Source organism: Streptomyces sp. NBC_00876, from assembly GCF_045207435.1.
GTDB lineage: Bacteria > Actinomycetota > Actinomycetes > Streptomycetales > Streptomycetaceae > Streptomyces.
The window spans coordinates 2,425,500-2,445,853 of sequence record NZ_CP108800.1 but is presented as its reverse complement, the minus strand read 5'-3'; the positions used below and the strand labels follow the sequence as shown (position 1 = coordinate 2,445,853).

Below are 20,354 nucleotides of genomic sequence, written 5' to 3'. Positions count from 1 at the left end.
CGTGAACCGGCGCTAGTTGACCGCTGTCCGTTCCGGTGGACGCTGCGGTGCTCGGCGACGTCTCCAGTGTTAGCCGCGACGTTCAACCATCGCAACGACCCCCGGTACGACCCCGCCTCGCACCCGGAGCCGAAGGTCCCGAACCACCCCAAACCGCTTCATTGCAGGTCGGAGGCGACAACGAGGGCGTTTACGCACCCCTCGCAGGGCTCCTAACGTGCCTAGTACGGGACCAAGGTCCTGTGGGGGCCCTCACTCGCCAGGAGCCCCGAATGTGACCTGGGCCTCGAAGGCGGCCCGGCGGGTGGCCCGGCGCAGCGCCTTCAGCAGGGCGGCTCCGACGGTCAGCGTCAGCACGACGGTGAGCACGGCCCGGCCCAGGTCCCAGCCGAGCGAGGTGGCCGTGCAGTAGGCCAGGAAGCGCACCAGGTTCTCGGTGAGCGGGTCACCGGGCTGGAAGGAGATACCGGAGCCGAGCCCCGGCACGATGGTCCACCCGTACAGATTCATGACCGTGCCGTACGCGAACGAGGCCACCGCCCCGTACGCCGCGAGCATCAGCAGCTCGGCGCGCCCGCGCAGCCGGTCCGGTCCCGGCAGCAGGCCGGCGCCCATCGAGAACCAGCCCATCGCCAGCATCTGGAACGGCATCCACGGACCCACCCCGCCGGTCAGCAGCGCGGAGGCGAACATCGTGACCGAGCCGAGCACGAAGCCGAAGCCGGGCCCGAGCACCCGCCCGCTCAGCACCATCAGGAAGAACATCGGCTCCAGACCGGCCGTGCCCGCCCCCAGCGGCCGCAGCGCGGCGCCGACCGCGGCCAGCACCCCCAGCATCGCCACCGCCTTCGCGTCGAGCCCGGCATCCGCGATCATCGCGACCACCACCCCGACCAGCAGCGGCAGCAGCGCGGCGAACAGCCACGGCGCGTCCTGGGAGTGCGCGAGCCCGGAGTCCGGACCGGCCAGCAGCGGCCAGCCGAACGCGGCGACACCGATCGCGCTGATCAGCAGCAGCGCGGCGACCGCCCGCGGCCCGAGCCGGACCGGACGCGTCCGGCCGTCCGTCGTGCCGGTCATCCGGTGGCCTCCAGCGCGTCGCGTACCTGCGTCACGGTCAGCCACTCCTGCGGGGCGAGGATCTTCGCGGTCTGCGGGGCGAACGCCGGCGAGGACACCACGACGTGCGGGGTCGGCCCGTCCGCGACGACCTCCCCGTCCGCGAGGATCACCACCCGGTGGGCCAGCTCGGCGGTCAGCTCCACATCATGGGTGGCCAGCACGATCGCGTGGCCCTCGGCCGCCAGCGTGCGCAGCACCCCGGCCAGCCGGGCCTTCGCCGCGTAGTCCAGACCGCGGGTCGGTTCGTCCAGGAGCAGGAGCGGGGGCCGGGCCGTGAGCACGAGGGCGAGCGCCAGGGCGAGCCGCTGCCCCTCGGAGAGATCGCGGGGGTGGGTGCCGTCCGCCACACCCGGCAGCAGCTCGGAGACCAGGGCCCGGCAGCTGCCCGGTGCGGCTCCCGCGTCGGCGTCGGCCGCCGCGCACTCGGCGGCGACGGTGTCCGCGTACAGCAGATCGCGCGGCTCCTGCGGTACGAGACCGACCCGCCGCACCATCTCGCGCGGCGGGGTGCGGTGCGGGGTGAGGCCGCCGACGAGAACGGTGCCGGACGTGGGCTCGACCATGCCGACGAGGGCGGAGAGCAGGGTGGACTTGCCCGCACCGTTGCGTCCCATCAGGGCGACGGTCTCGCCGGGGGCGATCGTGAGCGTCACCCGGCGCAGGGCCTCGACCCGGCCGCGCCGCACGCCCAGGCGCTCGACCCGGGTGGTGGAGTCGGTGACGGGTCCGGGCCCGGCGCTCTCCTGCGCGCCGCGGCCGAACAGCCTGGCCAGGGCGGACCGCCGCGCGGCCGGGCGGGGCGCGGCGACGGCCCCGGCCGGAAGCCGGGGCCCGTCGGCGCCGCCGACCGGTCCCGGTGGCACGTCCGCCAGCCGCTCCCGCAGCTCCGAGGCCCGTCGCCGGGCATCGCGGACCGACAACGGCAGCGGGTCCCAGCCCGCCAGCCGCCCGAGCGCGACGACCGGCGGATGCACCGGGGACACGGCCATGACATCGGCGGGCGCGCCCATCACCGGGGCGGCGCCCGGCGAGGGCAGCAGGACGACCTGGTCCGCGTACTGCACCACGCGCTCCAGCCGGTGCTCCGCCATCAGGACCGTCGTCCCCAGGTCGTGGACGAGCCGCTGGAGCACCGAGAGGACCTCCTCGGCCGCCGCCGGGTCCAGCGCGGACGTCGGCTCGTCCAGCACCAGGACCCTGGGGTGCGGGGTGAGAACGGAACCGATCGCGACCCGCTGCTGCTGACCGCCGGAGAGCGTGGCGATCGGCCGGTCGCGCAGCGTGGCCAGACCCAGCAGATCGAGCGTCTCCTCCACCCGCCGCCGCATCACGTCGGGGGCCAGGCCCAGCGACTCCATGCCGTACGCGAGCTCGTCCTCGACGGTGTCGGTCACGAAGTGGGAGAGCGGGTCCTGTCCCACCGTGCCGACCAGATCGGCCAGCTCACGCGGCTTGTGGGTACGGGTGTCGCGCCCGCCGACCGTGACCCGGCCGGTCAGCCGGCCGCCGGTGAAGTGCGGCACGAGCCCCGACACGGCACCCAGCAGAGTCGACTTGCCGACCCCCGACGGTCCGACGAGGAGCACCAGCTCACCCTCCGGAACGGTCAGATCGACCCCCGACAGGGTGGGCCGGTCCACCCCCTCGTACTGCACCGAAACGTTGTCGAACCGGATCACACCTGCTCCTCGAAGCCTGTGGGGGAAGGCCGGACGTCCGAGCCTGTGGGAGAGGGCGGGACGGGCGCGACCACCGCCGGCAGCAGACCGATCAGCACCGCGGCGGCGGGCCACAGCGGCAGCACGGGAGCGGTCAGCGGTACGACACCGGGGTGCAGCGCCGCCGGGTCCGCACTGCCCGCCCAGATCATCGCCACCGCGACCGCCGCACCGGAGCCCGCGACCAGCCAGGCCCGCACCCCCCACCGGTCGGGCCGGTAGCGGGTCCGTACCGAACGCGCCCCGCCGAGGCGCAGCCCGGCCAGCGCGGCGGCCAGACCGGCGATCAGCAGCGGCAGCCCGTACACCGCACCCTGCGCGGCGAGCAGCCCGTACGTACCGGCGCAGACACCGAGCAGTCCGCCGAGCGTCAGGACGTTCGTGGTGTGCCGGACGGCGGGCGGCACCTGAGCGGTGCGCCCGTATCCGCGCGCGTCCATCGAGGCCGCCACCGCGACCGACCGCTCCAGCGCGCCCTCCAGGACCGGCAGCCCGATCTGGAGCACGGCCCCGACCCCGCCGGTCGGCCGGCCGCGCAGCCGCCGGGCGGTGCGCAGCCGCACCACGTCGGCGACCATGTTCGGCGCGAACGTCATCGCGACGACGACCGCCACCCCGGCCTCGTACAGCGCACCGGGCAGCGACTTCAGCAGCCGGGCCGGGTTGGCGAGCGAGTTCGCCGCGCCGACACAGATCAGCAGGGCGGCCAGTTTCGCCCCGTCGTACAGCGCGAACAGCAACTGCTCGGCGGTGACCCGGCCCCCGATCCGCACCCCCTTCGCCCAGTCCGGCAACGGCACCTCGGGCAGCGTGAACACGACATGCGTACCCGGGATCGGTGACCCGAGGAAGACGGAGAAGAGCAGCCGAACGCCGATGACGAACAGCCCGATCTTGATGAACGCCCCGTACGACCGGGCCCACGGCGCGTCCGTCCGGCGCGCGGCCACGACATAACCCGCCACACCGACCAGCAGGCCGAGCAGCAGCGGGTTGGTGGTCCGCGAGGCGGCGGTGGCGAGCCCGAGCGCCCACAGCCACCAGGCCCCGGCGGGCAGCGCGTTGCTGCGGGTGGCGGCGGGGGCGCGCCAGGACCGGAACGGGTGCGCGGGGGAGTTCATGGCGTCGGGGGCCCGGCGGTCCGGCGCGCGGGTCCCGGCTCCGGTCGCCGGGCTGCCGGTCTCACGGCCTGCGGTCCCCGTCACCGGGCCCTGCGCGCCGCCGCCCGTCGAGCCGGTCATCCGCGGCGGCGGCGGCGGGCCTGCGCGACTGCGGCGATGCCGAGCAGAAGGACGGCGCCGACGCCGACGAGGACCCCGGCGGACGGCCCGCCGCCGGAACCGCTGTCACCGGCGGACGCGGGGGCGGACGAGTCCGCCGTAGCCGTACCACTCGCGTCGCTGTCGCTGTCGGTGCTGCCGTCCCCGTTGCCGGACACCTGCTCGCCGCAGCCCGAGACCGGATAGCCGGAGATCGCGCAGAGCAGCGCGTCACTGCCGTACCGCAGGGGCTTGGCCACCGAGGCGAGGGCATCCGCGCTGCTCGCGTCCTTCGGGACCTGCGCACACGCGGTCCGCAGCGCGGGCGGCTTCTCCCCGTCCGGGGCGTCGGCGGCCGTGCCGGGATCGATGACGAGGGCGACCCGCTTGGTGCCGTCCTCGGCGGGCGTGCCCGCGCAGATCTTCGCGAAGCCGGGGGAGCGGCGCGGCTTCGAGGCGTCCTGGGAGTCCGCGCTCACCGAGAACCGGAAGCCCTGCACCGCGCCGTCGTCCGGGCGGACCAGCGACGGCCCCTGGGTGGCGTACGCCCACTCGTTCCCGGATCCCTCCCAGAACGACCAGTAGCGGTAGCCCGCCGCCTGGGCCGTACCCGCACCGAACAGGGCCGGCACGGCGCCCAGGACCACCAGCAGCGCGGTGGTCCTGCCGGCGCGCCTCAGGGGCTGTCGGGTGACCTCGCACCGGGCGGACTCGGCCGCCCGACAGCCCTTCACAGCTGCTGGTTCTTGCGGCGGCCGCTGATCAGGAACCCGGCGCCCGCGCCGACGGCGAGCCCGATCCCGACGAACCACCAGACACCGCCGATGCCGTCCCCGTCGCCGCTGTCCTTCTTCTCCTCGTCCTGGGTGGCGCTCGCCTTCGGCTTCGCGACGGCGGCGGGCGCGGGCCCTGTCGCGTTCAGCTGGGCGACGAGGTCGGCGCCGCCGAAGTCGTGGACGTCGGTGCCGGTGGCGTGGGCGGCCATGACCAGCTGGGCGTACGCGGCGGGACCGTTCTCCTTCGCCCAGCCGGCGGAGTTCTTCTCCAGCCATGCCACGGAGGCGGCGGCCTTGTCCTTGTGCCCGGCGGCGGACAGGGCGACGACCGCGTCGGCGGTGTTGCCGAAGTCGGGCTGCGGGGCGCTGTCCTCGGCGCCGGGCATCGGCGGCGAGTCGAGGTGGCCGGTCTTCGCGAGGGCCCCGGCGAGGTAGAAGGCGCCGTTCTGGGCGGCCTGCTCGGGCTTCAGCACCTTGCCCTCGGTGCAGCCGGGGTCCTTGACGGCGGCGGTGTTCCCGACGACGAGCCCCTTGCCGAGCGAGCCGAGCACACCGGCCGCGGTGGCGTCGCCGTTGGCGACGAGCTTGCCGGCCTTGTCGGGCTGGTAGGCGAACGCGCCACCGTCCTTGCCGCCGCAGGGGATGGCGAAGGTGAGCAGTGCGTCGTACGGGGTCCTGCCGCCGTCCGTCGTCACATCGCCGAGCTTCTCCCCGGCGCGGGCGAGGGCGCCGATGACGATCGAGGTGGAGTTCGCGTCACTGGGGCCGCCGGCGGTGTAGCCCCAGCCGCCGTCCTCGTTCTGTACGGACTTCAGCCAGTCGACCCCGGTGGCGACGAGGTCCTTGTGCCCGCCGACCTCGTGCAGGGCCTGGACGGCGGCCGCCGTCGCGTTGGTGTCGACCACGGTCTTGTCGTCGCAGGGGACGGAGGAGTCCGCGCGGTACGCGGGGAACGCGCCGCTGTCGCACTGCTGGCCGGTCAGCCAGTCCACCGCCTTCGCGGCGGGCGTCACGCCGACGGCCCGCTGCGAGACGAAGGCCAGCGACTGACGCCAGACCCCGTCGTACGTCGGGTCCTTCGTGCCGTACAGCCCCGAGGGCAGTGCCACGGAAGGCGAGGGGGAGGGGGACGGCGCGGCGACTGCGGCCGGGGCTGCGGCCGCACAGAGCACGGTGGCGGTGGCGGCGAGCGCAGCTGCGCTGCGGCGTACGGTCATGGCGGGCGGGGCCTCTCCTGGGGGAAACCGGGCACAGGCACACACAGGCACCAGGCTCCGGCTCCGTATACCTCGACGGTGCCGGCCGCCGGGGGTTCCCGACGGCACGAGCCGGTCACGACACGGACAGGGCATTCCGACTCCCGCCAAGGACGGCGGTCACGGCTGCGTGGTCAGTGCCGGATTCCCACCGGCTTCCCCCTGAACGGGCATGATGACGACTCGCACACTCTACCGGGCGGGTGCTACGGGGGGCCTGCCCGGTCGCGGGGGCTGCTCGTCCTGCGTGGTCGCGACGGATCCGGACGCGTACGGATTGCGTGCCGCGGACCGCTTGGGCGACCGGGCAGGCCCCCCGCCCCGGAGCCCCCCATGAACAAGGGCGCGCCGAGCTTGCAGGGATGGAGCATCACCGAACTTCAGGCACCGAGCCGGAACCCGGATGAGCCGCTCAATGAGCCTGATGCGGTGCCCGAATCCTGGACAGGCGTGGGTGTGCTTCGGCGTTTCTCCGGGTGTTCGGCCAGGCGGCGGTGGGTGGGGTGATTCCAGGCGCATAGGGAGAGAAGCGCACGCACACATACCTGAGCCTGTGACGGAGAGTGGCTGTCTCCTGCAACTAGTGGCCACCCGTGAGCTTTGTCGTGGCCTGATCAATTCTCTGAACGGGTCCGATGGCTCAGCACCCGCCCTGGGGTAACTGCTCGTGTGTACCTTGTGACGGCCCGCGTGGGGAATGCGGGCTTCGTGGGTCTTCAGTGACTCATGTGGGGGCTCTGGGGAGGGCGCAGTGCGCAAGCACGGAGAGCGGTTCGGCATGCGTGGGTCCGGGCGATGGAGATCGCTGACGATCGGTGCGCTTCTTCTCGCCCTTGCGGCCGGAACGATCTCCGCAGACAACCCACCCGGCACACCTTCAGCGGCCCCCGCTGCGAGCACATCACCCTCTCCGACGGCTCCTGTGCCGACGCCGACCGTCACCGGGGGAACGAGTCCGGCGGACAGTTCCGCGAGCAATCCTGCGGCGACGCCGGCGACTGTGGACGCGCCGACGACGGACGACGCCGTGTACGCGTACGACGCGAAGGGCCGTCTGGTCGGGGTGAGTGATCCCGACGGCGAGACGGCCCGCTACCGCTATGACGAGGCCGGGAACCGTCTCGGCGTCGACCGGTTCACCTCCAGCACGCTCTCCGTCCTGTCGCTGGTCCCCGTCCGCGCGGCGGCCGGCCGCACGGTGACGTTGTCGGGGACGGGCTTCGCGGCTACCGCCGCGTCGAACTCGGTGAAGTTCGGTTCCGCGCAGGCGGAAGTGGTGACCGCTTCCGCGACCCGGCTTGAGGTGAAGGTCCCCGCGGGCGCCGGTGCGGGCAAGGTGTCGGTCACGGCAGGCGGTGTCACCGTTTCGTCTCCCGAGACGTTCAGTCCGGCACCTTCAGGCCCTTCCCTTGCGGCGATGGCTCCGACCAGTGGCCTGGCGGGTACTCAGGTGACGCTGACGGGGACGGGATTCGCACCCGTCACGACGGACAACGTGGTCAGATTCGCCGGTGGGGCCATCGCCGAGGTGACCGCGCGAACGGATACCACCCTGACCTTGAAGGTTCCGCCGGGTGCGAAGTCCGGGCCGGTAGAGGTTTCCACCACGGACGGAACGGTTGCGTCCTCGACCGCCTTCGGGATGCAGTCGGGTGGGACATCCGAGTTCGAGACCACGGTCACGACGTCCGTATCAGACGAAGCACCGCCGACGATCGCCGTGACAACGCCGGGCAACAAGGCCAGAGTTCTCTTCGACGCCGAAGCCGGCCAGGACATCAGCTTCGGGTTCACCCGGTCCACCTTCAACGCAACGGTGCCTCTGCGCCTCATCGACCCGCAGGGCGTGCAGGTCGGCGGCAGTGTTCCTGCCGCCGGCGGGGACTGGGATGTCCGGTCGCTTCCGCTGGCCGGGCGCTACTCACTGGACATCGAGCCGGGCTCCGGAAACATCGGCGCCGCGACAGTCACGGTCTCAACGACGACCGGCGGCACTCTCGACCTCGCCGCCCCCGCTCTGCAGACTCGTATCACCCGCCCGGGCCAGGACGGTCGATGGTCCTTCAGCGGGACCATCGGCCAGCCACTCAGTGTCGGCCTCGCGCCGTCCGGCATGACCGTCCCTCTGGAAGCCCAGCTGTACGGGCCCGATGGCACCAGGGTGACAGACGGGCACGAACGCGTTCAGCCGGATGCCGCCGCATCCATCGACATCGATTCCCTGCCCCAGTCCGGCGAGTACGTGCTGATTGCCGATCCTGACAACGGGGGAACCGGCACGGTCAATGTCACCGCCTCGGCCTATGCGCAGATCGATGCCCTCGACTCCGCGGGGCCCGAGACGGATCTGGTCATCGGCCGGCAGGGACAGAACGGCCGTGCGAGTTTCACCGCCGAGGCCGGACAGCGCTTCCAGCTCTGGATGCGGGCAACCGGATTCACGTCCTACACGGGCATCGACATCTACCAGCCCGATGGAACCCCGCTGTACGACTTCAATCTGTCTCAGGGAACGAGCGCAGAGTGGGACAGCCCCACTCTGCCTGCCACGGGCACCTACACCATCGCTGTCTCACCTGACAAAGCAGCGACCGGAACTCTCGGGATGACACTGTCCCGGTCGCTGGAGGTCGCCCAGCTCGCTCCTGCCTCTGATCCCGCGCTCGTGGACATCACCCGGCCCGCGCAGAACGCGGAGTCGGTCTTTCAGGCACACGCCGGCGACGATCTCTCGCTGGGCGTCACGGGCAATACGTTCAGGGACACGGTCTACGTCTCCGTGCTCGCGCCGTCGGGCAAGGCCGTCGTCGACAAGCAGTACATCTCCGCAGGGTACGACGCGAGAATGGGCCTGCCGGACCTGCCGGAGTCAGGCACGTACCTCGTGGTCGTCAACCCCTACAAGGGAGCAACAGGAACCCTCCGCCTGATCCTTTCCTCCGACACCACCGCCGAGCTGGCGACGGACGGCACGCCGACGCCGGTAGCGTTGGCGCGCGCCGGGCAGCGTGCAACAGGAGCGTTCTCAGGCACCACGGGCGACGATCTGTCCCTGGGGGTCACGGGGAATACGTTCACCAACACGGTCTATGTCTCGGTGTTCGCGCCGTCGGGCAAGGCCGTCGTCGACAAGCAGTACGTCTCCGCAGGGTACGACGCCACAGTCGGACTCTCCGGCCTTCCGGAGACCGGTGTCTACCAGGTGACGGTGGAGCCGTATCAAGGGGCAACAGGCACCCTGACCCTGACCCTTTCCTCGGATGTGGAGTTCTCGATCTCCACCGACAGCGCGGCCGCACCTGTACAGGTGCGGCGTGCCGGGCAGCGTGCCACGGCGACCTTCTCGGCCGCAGCAGGCGACGATCTCTCGTTCGGACTGACCCAGAACACCTTCACAAAACCGATGTACGTTTCGGTGTTCGCGCCGTCGGGCAAAGCAGTAGTCGACAAGCAGTATGTCTCCGCAGGGTACGACGTCACCGTTGGGCGCTCCGACGTTCCGGAAACGGGCACCTACCTCGTCACGATCGAACCCCATCAGGCCGGTGTCGGCTCGGTGAACGTGACACTGTCCAAGGACGTCCATAGCACCGTTGTGGCCGACGGAGCCTCCGTGACCGCGCACGCGCAGCGTGCAGGCCAGCGCATACGGGCCGAGTTCACCGCGCCCGACACCAACGCCCTCGGCTTCGCGATCACGGACAACACCGTGGCCACGAGCACAGCCATCTACCTCGTCACCCCCAACGGCACCCAGACCCAGCTCGGGTCCGTCTCAGGCAAGGATCCCGCCACTCGGTACATGACGGACTTGACGCCCGGAGCGACCTACACACTCATTCTCGAACCCGCTCAGGCGGCAACAGGAGACATGACGCTGTGGCTCTCCGCACCGGTGAAGGCCGGCACGCCGACAGCCACCAGCCCGGCCGGCGGCACCACCAACCGCCCTGCCCAGTCAATTGAGTTCACATACAGTGCGGCCGCCGGCGACGGCGCAGCGATTCGATTCTCCGGGCCGATGACCGGCAGCGCGACCGTCGCCCTGGTCGAGCCGGACGGCACCACGGACAACACCGCTTCCTACCTCTCCTCCGGGAGCGGGGAAGCGGACCTTCGCGGCGCTCTCACCCCGGGGATCTACCACGTACTGGTGAACCCGGACCGGCCCGTCACGGCTCCCGTGACCATCAGCGGCACGCTCGTGCCGGATGTTGTGGCCGGACCCCTGACGGCCGGCGGGGCCAAGCTGCCCGCAGCTGTCACCACCGCCGCCCAGAACGGGCGGTTCACCTTCACCGGCACCAAGGACCAGGTCCTCACCGTCGCACTGGACGCACCCCCCTTCGCCTGGTACCTGTCCGTGCGCGGGCCGGACGGCAAGTTGCTGGTGGACGAGCGCTACGTGGGCAACACCACCCTCTCCACCGCTCTGCCGAAACTCCCTGCCAGTGGTGTCTACACGCTGACGGCCGATCCGGACGCCTTGGCGACCGGCACCATCAATCTGGGCATCAAGACAACCGGCGCCCTGGCCAAACGTCCCACTGTCGAGAAGGCCACCGCAGCCGCGCCACATCCGGCCGTGGTCCCTGTGGGCCCCGATGCCTGGCAGCCAGGGAAGGCGCAACTGGGCGGCCGTGACTGGCTCACCGCCCGGGGTGATGCCCCCAAGGCCCCGCAGCGGCTCAGAGCACCGCCCGGCAGAACGGCACTGACCGGTCGCGTCCTCAGGCTCGACGGCACACCACTGCCGAAGGTCACCGTCACCGCGGGCACCAGGTCCGTGAGAACTGATGGCCAAGGCAGGTTCCTGCTCGCCGGGATCGGCGACAACACCGCCACGCTGGTCGTCGACGGTGCGAGCGCGAACACTGCCAAGCGGCAGTACGGCCGGTTCGACATCCACGTCTCACCCAGAGCCGGCCAGAGCACCGATCTTGGCTTCCCGGTGTGGATGACACCGCTGGACACCAAGCACACGGTCAAGTTCGCCGCCCCGGCCAAGACCGAAGTGGTCCTGAAGACCCCGAAGATCCCCGGCCTCGAAGTGCGGATCCCCAAGGGCTCGGTCGTCCGTGACGACAAGGGCAAGCCCGTCACCGAGCTGGGCATCACTGCCATTCCGATCGACCGGCCGCCGTTCCCGCTGCCCAGGAACAGTGTCGTACCGGTGTACTTCACCGTGCAGCCCGGTGGCACCTATGTGTTCCCCAAGGGCGCCCAGGTCATCTACCCGAACTACACCCATGAAGCCCCCGGCACCCGCGTCGAGTTCATGGACTACGACCCGGAGAAGAAGGGCTGGCACGTCTACGGGCACGGCAAGGTCTCCGCGGACGGCCGTCAGGTCGTGCCCGATGCGAAGACCCGTATCTGGGCCTTCCACGGCGCGATGTTCAACATCGCCGACCTCGTCCCGTGGGACATGTCCTGGCTGATGGACACCATCGACTGGCTGTCCGGTGATCCGGTCGACCTGGGCACCGGCATGCTCACCGACTCCCGAACCGACCTGGCCGTCTCCGACCCGTTGGGCTCCGCCGAGGTCACCCGTACCTACTGGCAGGGCGACACCCGTAAACGCGCCTTCGGTACAGGCCGTGACCTCACCTACAACGCCTTCCTCCACTCAGAGGAGCAGTACAAGGAGGTCGACCTCTACCTCCCGGGCGGCGCCAAGGTCCACTTCATCCGTACGTCGCCCGGAACCGGCTACGTCGATGCCGTCTTCGAACCCCGCGACACACCAGGCGGGTTCAACGGTTCGAAGATTGTCAGCAACGAAGGCCAATGGGAGCTCCGTTTCCGCGACGGCACTGTTTGGGTCTTCCCGCAGTACGCGGCGCTCCAGGAGATCCGGGACCGCCACGGCAACACCATCAAGCTCACCCGGCTCGACGGGAAGAAGGGGGAGATCACCCGCATCGACACACCGGGCGGGCACTGGATCTCCCTGGCCTACGACACCGACCACCGCGTCAAGACGGCGACCGACAACACCGGCCGCACCACGTCCTACACCTATGACACGGCCGGACGTCTGGACACTGTCACCGACCCGGCGGGCAAGACGAGTTCGTACACCTACGACGGCACGTCCAACCGGATCGCCACCGCCAAGGACGCCCGCGACATCACGTACATGACCAACACGTTCCAGGACGGAAGGGTCAAGGAGCAGGTCCTCACCGAAGGCGCCAAGTACTCCTTCGCGTACACCCAGACGGGGACGGGGCAGATCACGTCCACCGAGGTGACGGAGCCGGGCGGCGCGGTACGCCGGGTCGAGTTCGACGCGGACGGCTACGGAGTCCTGGACACCGCCGCCTACGGCTCGTCCCTGGCCCGCAAGACGCAGTTCGTGCGCGGCCCGAAGCACCGCATCGACGCAGTCGTCGACCCGTACGGCCGGCGTACCGAGTTGACGTACGACGCCAACGACTACGTGACGAAGTCGGTCGAGCTGGCAGGCACGGCCGATGCCCGGCCCTCGGGCACGGTTGTCTACGACGGCCCGTACGACCAGCCCACCAAGGCCACCGACCCTCTCGGCAACGACACCCTCTTCGGCTACGACGCCAACGGAAACCTGCAGACGGCCACCGACTCCGAGGGCCGCAGGACCACCCTCACCTACGCACCGGACGGCCAGGTCACATCCGTCACGGACAACGCCGGGGCGGTAAGCGAATACACCTACCGCAACGGCGAACTCGTCACGGCCAAGGACGCCGAAGGCCGCGTGTCGACCCAGTTCACCGATGCCGCCGGCCGAGCCTCGGCGCTCACCGACACGGCAGGGTCCCTCACCACCATCGCCTACGACAAGCTGAACCAGCCCCGGACCATCACCGATCCCCTGGGGCAGAGCGCCGGCTTCGGCTACGACGACAACGGCAACCTCACCACCCTCACAGACGCCCGCAACAACGCCGTCAGCTGGGCCTACGACAACGCGGACCGCCCGAAGTCGGCCACCGACGCCGTCGGCGCGCAGGCCACGTTCGAGTACGACACGGCAGGGCTGCTGAAGAAGGTAACCAGCCGCTCCGGGAAGGTCGCGACCGCCACCTATGACCTTCTGGGCCGGCCCAAGACCGCCCAGTACGGGGTCGATATCGCAGGCCAGGCCGAATCGACGGTCGGCTACAACTACGACGGCCACGACCTGCTCAGGCAGCTCACCGACAGTCAGGCCGGCAACCAGACCTTCGCCTACGACACCTACGACCGGCCCAAGACGGTCACCGGTCCCAACGGCACCGTCGGCTACACGTACGACGCAGCCGACCGCCGCCAGACCATGACCGCGGGCGGCCAGACCACCACCTACGGTTTCGACAAGACCAGCATCCTCACCTCCGTCACCACCGGAACCCAGGAAGTCGGGTTCGGGCTCGACGCGGTGGGCCGGGAGAAGACCGCCACGATGCCCGGCGGCATCACCCGCACCACCGGATACGACAAGACCGGCATCACCAAGTCAATCGCCTACGCCAAGGGCGCCACCAGCATCGGCGACCTGAACTACACGCGCGACGTCCGCTCCCTGCAGACCGGCCTCACCGGCTCCTTCGCCGACGTCGCCCTGCCGGCCGCCGAAACGGACGCGGTGTTCGGCAAGGACAACCGCATCACCACCTTCGCCGGCCGCTCCTTCACCTACGACGCCGACGGACAGCTCAAGAGCGACGGCATCCGCGACTACACCTGGAACGCACGCGGCCAGCTCTCCGGCCTGACCAAGACCGGCCAGAGCAGCACCTTCGGGTACGACGCCCTGGGTACCCGCTCCACGAAGACCGTCGCCGGGACCACGGACAAGTTCCTCACCGATGGCAGCAACCCGCTCGTCGAGCAGGACGCCGCGGGCGACACCACCGCGACCGTAGCCACCTCCGGTCTGGACCAGTACCTCACCAGGACCGAGAACGGCACCACCCAGGTCTACCTGACCGACGCACTCGGCTCGGTGATCGGACTCGCCAACAGCGACGGCACCATCGCCACGACCTACGCCTACGACCCCAACGGACAGACCACCACCGCAGGTGCTGCTTCGTCCAACCCCTACACCTTCACCGGTCGTGAGAACGACGACACCGGGCTGCTGTACTACCGCGACCGCTACTACGACCCGGAAACCGGCCGCTTCATCTCCCAGGACCCCATCGGTCAGGCCGGCGGCACCAACCTCTACCAGTACGCCCTGTCCTCACCCACCACCTACACAGACCCCACCGGCAACAACCCCCTGATCGCCGCCTGCGCCATCAACGGAGCCATCGACGGAGGCCTCAACTGGGCCTTCCAGAGGCTCTCGGGCCGCAAGGTCAACTGGGGCGACGTCGCCAACGCGGCCCTGATGGGCTGCATCCTCGGCCAGGCCGGCGAGGCCTTGAGCCTGTTCGTGGCAACCAGAGGGGCAGGACGGGCCGGCAGTTGCCTGACCCGCAACAGCTTCACCGCCGACACCCTCGTCCTCATGGCAGACGGCACCCGGAAGCCGATCAAGGACATCAAGGTCGGCGACAAGGTCCAGGCCGCCGACCCGGAGACCGGTGAAGCGGGGCCCCGCACCGTCACTGCCCTCATCAAGGGCCAAGGGGAGAAGCAACTCGTCGACCTCATCGTCGACACCGACGGCACCAAGGGCACAAAGACCGGCAGCATCACCGCCACTGAAGGCCACCCCTTCTGGGTACCCGCCCTCCACCAATGGGTGGAGGCCGGAGAACTCCAGCCCGGACAGTGGCTCCAGACGAGTGCCGGCACCTGGGTACAGATCACAGCTACCCAGCACAGAGTCCGATCAACAGCGGTCCACAACCTCACTGTTGACGACCTCCATACGTACTATGTGCTGGCAGGCGCCACTCCGGTCCTCGTCCATAACTGTGGTGGTACTGCCACCGTTTCGTATGACCCCGATATGGGGCCTACCGGGCACGCCATAATTCGCATTGATATGGCCGACGGCCGATCGCAGATTACCGAGCAGGTAATCAATGGAATTCCCGCCAGGCCGGGCCAGTACAACGGGCTTCCGACCACAGGTGCGCACGCGTTCCCCGAGGACCTCGGTCCTAACACGAGGAGTCTCACCTTCGACTTGCCGAACGCGGAAGCTGCCCACGCGGCTCAAAGGAGGACCATTGATGCGGACCTCGGAGCGTACGACGGAATGGACAATAGTTGTGTGACCTATTGTGTTGACATCCTGCGGGCTGGTGGGGTCAATCTCCCGGGAGGGCGTCGCGGGATGGCCGTTCTACGAGGAAGGATGAACAGAGGGTGAGTCAAGCAAGTGGCCCGTCCGAGTACATCAGGGTCTTGGCGGAGATTATCGCCAGCCCGAGAGTCGGCGGATTGCATCTTCGTCGAGTGGGCGAACTTCTCGTCGCACGCGAAGAATTGAATGAGCGGTTCCTGGATGCCGACAGGCGTAAATTCTCCGATGTCGAATTCGATGACATCGTGATCAAGTCGTCAGAGCTTGATGACGAATATGTTCGAGTTTGGCGAGCCTGCGAAGAGGCAACTCGGGAATGGCGCCACTCTGAGGGTCTGCCGGCATTGGCCCTCGCGCTGAAGCAAGCCGCCGATTACTATCGTGGTGTTGCAACCGCCGCCTGATGCTGAACAGACATGGAAATCGAGAGGCCCCACCAGGTTCATTCTGGTGGGGCCTCTCGCGTGCGCTGGGGGCGCCTGACGGCAGTAGTTGACGGCAACGTCAGCGGACGGGTGCTGCACAGAGCGGCGGTTCGCCGCGGTCGTCGGGCTGTCTGGTGGAGTCGTCGGAGCCCTGGAGAGCACGGCCGAGGAGATGCTGATGGCCCGCGTTTGGATGCGATTCATTCCTTTTGGGTGAGGTCCGGGAAACGAGTGGGCGCTGGTCGCGGCGTTGAAAATCGATGAACTGGGGCCCCGGTGGTCGAAACGGTGGTCGCTAATGGGGGGCGAAGATAGTGAATCGAAGATCGATGGTCGGCGCTGCCGCAGGTGTTGTCCTGGCAGGGGGCGGAACGCTCGCCGGGTTTCAGGTGCTCGAAGTCGACACTGATGAGGCGCCGAAGCTTCCTTCGCACTTGAAGGGGGTGGCTCCCGGCGCGCACGCGTTCTTCGTGGCCCTTGATCTTCCGGAGTCGGCCTCAGGCGATTCAGGTAAGGAACTGCGACACGTCCTGAAATATGTGAATGCGGTTCGTTCCAGTGGGACAGATCTATGGATCGGTCTGGGGGCATCGCTCTTTCACCAGGGCGGGGTACCCCCGCAACAGCTAACGGCCATGCCGGTCTTCGCCGGTGACGTTCTTGACCCGTCCCATGCGCAGGGCGACCTGCTCCTGCAGTGTGCCGGACGCGACGCCGAGGGCGTCCGAGCGGCCGTCGAGCGGCTGCTGAGCGATCTGTCCGCATGGCGGGTGCGCTGGCGCATCGAAGGTTTCCGGGACGAGAACAGGGCAGAGGGCGGGCGCGGTCTCGCCCGCAATCCGTTCCACTTCACCGAGGGGTTCGGCAATCCCGACGATGTCCGCGGTCTTACTGACCGCGCCCTGGTCCGTGCGGATCAGGGCGAACCGGAATGGGCCGTTGGCGGCAGTTATCAGGTCGTGCGCATCATCCAGCTCGCGACAGAGTTGTGGGAAAAGGACTCAGTTCCCGAGCAGGAGCGCATCATCGGCCGTCACAGGGACGGGCGTTGGCTGGACGGCACCCCGAACGGTGAACAGCCCAACTTCGCCGCCGACCCCAGGGGCAAGGTCACACCGCTGGACTCGCATGTGCGCCTCGCGGCCCCCGATCGGCGCAATCCGCCGCCGATGGTGCGCCGTGGCTACAGCTACGACCGTGGCGACGGGGACACGGGGCTGATCTTCTCCTGTTTCCAGCGGGACCTGGCGAAGGGATTCGTGGCTGTGCAGAAGCGGCTGGAAGGTGAGGCCATGGCCAAGTACGTACTCACCATCGGCGGCGGGTACTTCTTCGTTCCGCCACCCGGAAGCGCGTGGGTGGATGCCCTGTTCCCGTCTTGAGCCTTGTTCGAACACCGTGGCATGCGCGGAGACGTCTACCGAAGGAGAAGCGCCGGTAGCGCCGGCCGAACACTGCCCGCGATCCGGCCGGCGCTACCCCTCACACCGCCACGAACGTCACCGGCTCGCTCCCCGCCACCGCCTCCGCGCGCCCCAGCTTCACCAGGCGGCGCAGGTGGGACTCGGCCTCCGAGACCGCGATGTTCCGTGAGCCGTAAGGGATTTGCTCCCAGGGGCGGTTCCACTCCATCCGTTCGGCCAGCTGCCACGGTGTGAGCGGTTCGGCGAGCAGGGCCAGGAGGCCGGTGAGGCGTTCCTCGTGGTGGTCCAGGAGTTCCTGTACGCGGCCTGCCGCGTCCGCGAACGCGTACTGGTGGGCGGGGAGGACCTCGGCTACGCCGAGGCGGCCGATGCGTTCCAGGGAGTCGAGGTAGTCGCCCAGCGGGTCGGTGGCCGTCGCGTCGTCCGGGTCCTCGTAGAGGCCGACGTGCGGGCTGATGCCGGGGAGCAGGTGGTCGCCGGAGAAGAGGCGGCCGCGGCCGGGGAGGTTGGCCGGGTGGTCCTCCTCCAGGTGCAGGCAGACGTGGCCCGGGGTGTGGCCCGGTGTCCAGATCGCGCGGAGCCTGCGGCCTGCCAGGTCCAGGAGTTCGCCGGGCACGATCTCGCGGTCCGGGAGGGCGGAGCGCAGGCCGGGCAGCGTGCGCATGCGGCCGCCCTTCTCGCGGGCGGCCAGCAGCGGGGCGATGTGGTCCTCGGGGGCGCCGACCGTCGCCAGCTTCGTCGCGAGGTAGGTGAGCCAGGTGCCCGGTTCGGAGTCGCGGGTGCGGCGGACGATCGCCGTGTCGGCCGCGTGCATCGCGATCCAGGCCCCGGACACGTCGCGGACCTGGCCGGAGAGGCCGTGGTGGTCGGGGTGGTGGTGGGTGATGACCACGCCGTGGATGTCGGCGATGTCCACGCCCACGCTGGTCAGCCCGGCCGTGAGGGTGTCCCAGGCCTCCGGGTCGTCCCAGCCGGTGTCGATGAGGACGGGGCCGCGGTCGGTGTCGAGGAGGTGGACCAGGGTGTGACCCAAGGGGTTGTCCGGGATGGGGACCTTGATGCTGTGGACGCCGCCACCGTGGTTGATCACCTGCGTCATGGACTCCCCATCTCTGACCATTTCCGAGCGGCCTCGGCGGCGTGCGGAGAACGGCCACGACGCGCCGCGTCCACTGTAACGAGAACTTGTTCCAGTGGTAGCCCCGGTCGACCATCCGTTCCACCCGAGTGCGGGGACCCGTTCCGCATGCCCTGTGGGCGGGGCTCGGGCCCGACGGGCGCTGTCCCAGCCGTGGACTCCTGGAACTGGAACTGGTATCAGTTCTGACACGGAGTCAGATCCGGAGCGGGTCGGGTTCGGTCAGATGCAGGGTCAGTCAGTGAGTCCGGCGGGTCACGTGCCGCGTCGCGGGAGGCAGCAGCCATGAGCGAGCTTGTCGAACACGGAAAACTGTTCATCGGCGGGGAGTTGGTCGATCCGCTCGGACGGGATGTCATCGAGGTCATCTCCCCGCACACAGAGCAGGTCATCGGCCGCGTGCCGCACGCCGCCGAGGGGGATGTGGACCGGGCCGTCGCCGCCGCCCGGCAGGCGTTCGACCACGGGCCCTGGCCGCGGATGACGTTGGACGAGCGGATCGCCGTCGTCACGCGGATCAAGGACGCGTTCGCCGTGCGGTACGAGGAGATCGCCCGGGTCATCAGCTCGGAGAACGGCACCCCGTACACCTCCAGCGTCATGGTGCAGGCCCTCGCCGCGATGATGGTGTGGGACTCCGCCATCACGGTCGCCCGCACCTTCCCGTACGAGGAACGCCGGGACGGGGCGCTCGGGCCGCTGCTCGTGCGGCGGGAGCCCGTCGGGGTCGTCGCGGCCGTCGTGCCGTGGAACGTGCCCCAGTTCACCGCCGCCGCCAAGCTCGCGCCCGCGCTGCTCGCCGGCTGCTCGGCCGTTCTCAAGGTGTCGCCCGAATCGCCGCTCGACGCCTACATCCTGGCCGAGATCGTCGCCGAGGCCGGGCTGCCCGAGGGTGTGCTGTCGATCCTTCCCGCCGACCGCGAGGTGAGCGAGTACCTCGTCGGGCACCCGGGCGTCGACAAGGTCTCCTTCACCGGGTCCGTCGCCGCCGGCCGGCGCGTCATGGAGGTCGCCTCGCGCAACCTCACCCGCGTCACCCTGGAACTCGGCGGGAAGTCCGCCGCCGTGATCCTTCCCGACGCCGACCTGGACGCCGCCGTCGCCGGCATCGTGCCCTTCGCCTGGATGATCAACGGGCAGGCCTGCGTGGCCCAGACCCGCATCCTCGTGCCGCGCTCCCGGTACGAGGAGACCGCCGAGGCCTTCGCCGCCGCCGCCGGTGCGCTGAAGGTCGGTGACCCCCTCGACCCCGCCACCGAACTCGGACCGCTCGTCGCGCAGCGCCAGCAGCAGCGCTCCCTCGACTACATCCGGATCGGGCAGGAGGAGGGTGCCAAGGTGCTGACCGGGGGTGGCCGTCCGGCGTCGCAGGAGCGCGGCTGGTACGTCGAGCCGACGCTCTTCGGCGACGTCGACAACTCCATGCGCATCGCCCGCGAGGAGATCTTCGGGCCGGTCATCTGCCTGCTGCCGTACGGCGACGAGGACGAGGCCGTGAAGATCGCCAACGACTCCGAGTACGGGCTCAGCGGCAGCGTCTGGACCGGCGACACCGAGCGCGGCATCGACATCGCCCGCCGGGTCAGGACCGGCACGTACAGCGTGAACACCTTCAGCCTCGACATGCTCGGGCCGTTCGGCGGCTACAAGAACTCCGGTCTGGGACGGGAGTTCGGGCCCGAGGGATACGGGGAGTACTTCGAGCACAAGATGATCCACCTGCCCGCCGGATACGGGGGAGCGGCCTGATGGGCGACCGCTGGAGCGTTGAGGTCGACCGGGGCGTCTGCATCGGGTCGGGGATGTGCGTGAACCACGCACCGGGCGGATTCCGGCTGGACACCGCCCGGCAGTCCCACCCCACCGACCCGGAGACCGACGCCAACGAGCAGGTCCTTGCGGCCGCCGAGGGGTGCCCGGTCGAGGCCATCACCCTCACCCTGGCCGACTCGGGCGAGGTGGTGTTTCCCCCGGAGGACTGATCCCCGGAGAGGACGATCC

The 20,354-nt window shown here is 69.7% G+C and carries 11 protein-coding genes and 1 riboswitch; of the genes, 5 read left to right on the top strand and 6 right to left on the bottom strand.

The window, feature by feature from the left end; translation table 11 throughout:
• Positions 1–252: 252 nt before the first annotated feature.
• From OG782_RS10695 to OG782_RS10675, 5 genes are all read right to left on the bottom strand, one after another.
• Positions 253–1,080 (bottom strand): ECF transporter S component, encoded by an 828-nt coding sequence (locus OG782_RS10695; RefSeq protein ID WP_406449676.1) that lies wholly within the window; start codon positions 1,078–1,080, stop codon positions 253–255.
• Entirely contained in the window at positions 1,077–2,801 is a 1,725-nt protein-coding gene (locus OG782_RS10690) for an ABC transporter ATP-binding protein (RefSeq protein WP_406449674.1), read from the bottom strand. Before OG782_RS10690 ends, OG782_RS10695 begins: the two co-directional genes overlap by 4 nt.
• Positions 2,798–3,961 carry an energy-coupling factor transporter transmembrane component T gene (locus OG782_RS10685; protein WP_406458982.1) on the bottom strand — a complete coding sequence of 388 codons (1,164 nt, stop codon included), beginning with the start codon at positions 3,959–3,961 and terminating at the stop codon, positions 2,798–2,800. Before OG782_RS10685 ends, OG782_RS10690 begins: the two co-directional genes overlap by 4 nt.
• Positions 3,962–4,077: 116 nt before the next feature.
• A complete protein-coding gene (locus tag OG782_RS10680) occupies positions 4,078–4,779 on the bottom strand; it encodes an SCO2322 family protein (RefSeq protein WP_406458981.1) in 702 nt (233 codons plus the stop codon).
• A gap of 50 nt (positions 4,780–4,829) precedes the next feature.
• Positions 4,830–6,092, bottom strand: coding sequence for a prenyltransferase/squalene oxidase repeat-containing protein (locus OG782_RS10675; RefSeq protein WP_406449672.1), 1,263 nt, complete (start codon positions 6,090–6,092; stop codon positions 4,830–4,832).
• 129 nt (positions 6,093–6,221) lie between these two features.
• Positions 6,222–6,295: riboswitch (cobalamin riboswitch) on the bottom strand.
• Positions 6,296–7,131: 836 nt separating this feature from the next.
• On the opposite strand from OG782_RS10675, the gene OG782_RS10670 reads away from it, so the two are divergent.
• The 3 genes from OG782_RS10670 to OG782_RS10660 all read left to right on the top strand — a co-directional run bounded on the left by OG782_RS10670 (position 7,132) and on the right by OG782_RS10660 (position 17,173).
• Complete coding sequence (locus OG782_RS10670) at positions 7,132–15,432, top strand: RHS repeat-associated core domain-containing protein (RefSeq protein ID WP_406449670.1); 8,301 nt, start codon at positions 7,132–7,134, stop codon at positions 15,430–15,432.
• Between the two features lie 86 nt (positions 15,433–15,518).
• The gene (locus OG782_RS10665; RefSeq protein ID WP_406449668.1) at positions 15,519–15,770 is read left to right on the top strand and encodes a hypothetical protein; all 252 of its coding nucleotides are present in this window, start codon (positions 15,519–15,521) and stop codon (positions 15,768–15,770) included.
• 350 nt (positions 15,771–16,120) lie between these two features.
• On the top strand, positions 16,121–17,173 hold the full coding sequence (locus OG782_RS10660) for a Dyp-type peroxidase (protein ID WP_406449666.1): 1,053 nt from the start codon (positions 16,121–16,123) through the stop codon (positions 17,171–17,173).
• Between the two features lie 100 nt (positions 17,174–17,273).
• Here OG782_RS10660 and OG782_RS10655 read toward each other — a convergent pair whose 3' ends face one another.
• The gene (locus tag OG782_RS10655; RefSeq protein ID WP_406449664.1) at positions 17,274–18,314 is read right to left on the bottom strand and encodes an MBL fold metallo-hydrolase; all 1,041 of its coding nucleotides are present in this window, start codon (positions 18,312–18,314) and stop codon (positions 17,274–17,276) included.
• A 324-nt stretch (positions 18,315–18,638) separates the two neighbouring features.
• On the opposite strand from OG782_RS10655, the gene OG782_RS10650 reads away from it, so the two are divergent.
• Entirely contained in the window at positions 18,639–20,102 is a 1,464-nt protein-coding gene (locus OG782_RS10650) for an aldehyde dehydrogenase (protein ID WP_406449662.1), read from the top strand.
• A complete protein-coding gene (locus tag OG782_RS10645; RefSeq protein WP_406449660.1) occupies positions 20,102–20,335 on the top strand; it encodes a ferredoxin in 234 nt (77 codons plus the stop codon). Before OG782_RS10650 ends, OG782_RS10645 begins: the two co-directional genes overlap by 1 nt.
• Positions 20,336–20,354: the final 19 nt, after the last annotated feature.

Coding starts and splice junctions, on each gene's coding strand:
- OG782_RS10695 (WP_406449676.1), bottom strand. CDS start 1,080: ATGACCGGCACGACGGACGGCCGGACGCGTCCGGTCCGGCTCGGGCCG.
- OG782_RS10685 (WP_406458982.1), bottom strand. CDS start 3,961: ATGAACTCCCCCGCGCACCCGTTCCGGTCCTGGCGCGCCCCCGCCGCC.
- OG782_RS10675 (WP_406449672.1), bottom strand. CDS start 6,092: ATGACCGTACGCCGCAGCGCAGCTGCGCTCGCCGCCACCGCCACCGTG.
- OG782_RS10660 (WP_406449666.1), top strand. CDS start 16,121: ATGGTCGGCGCTGCCGCAGGTGTTGTCCTGGCAGGGGGCGGAACGCTC.
- OG782_RS10655 (WP_406449664.1), bottom strand. CDS start 18,314: ATGACGCAGGTGATCAACCACGGTGGCGGCGTCCACAGCATCAAGGTC.
- OG782_RS10650 (WP_406449662.1), top strand. CDS start 18,639: ATGAGCGAGCTTGTCGAACACGGAAAACTGTTCATCGGCGGGGAGTTG.
- OG782_RS10645 (WP_406449660.1), top strand. CDS start 20,102: ATGGGCGACCGCTGGAGCGTTGAGGTCGACCGGGGCGTCTGCATCGGG.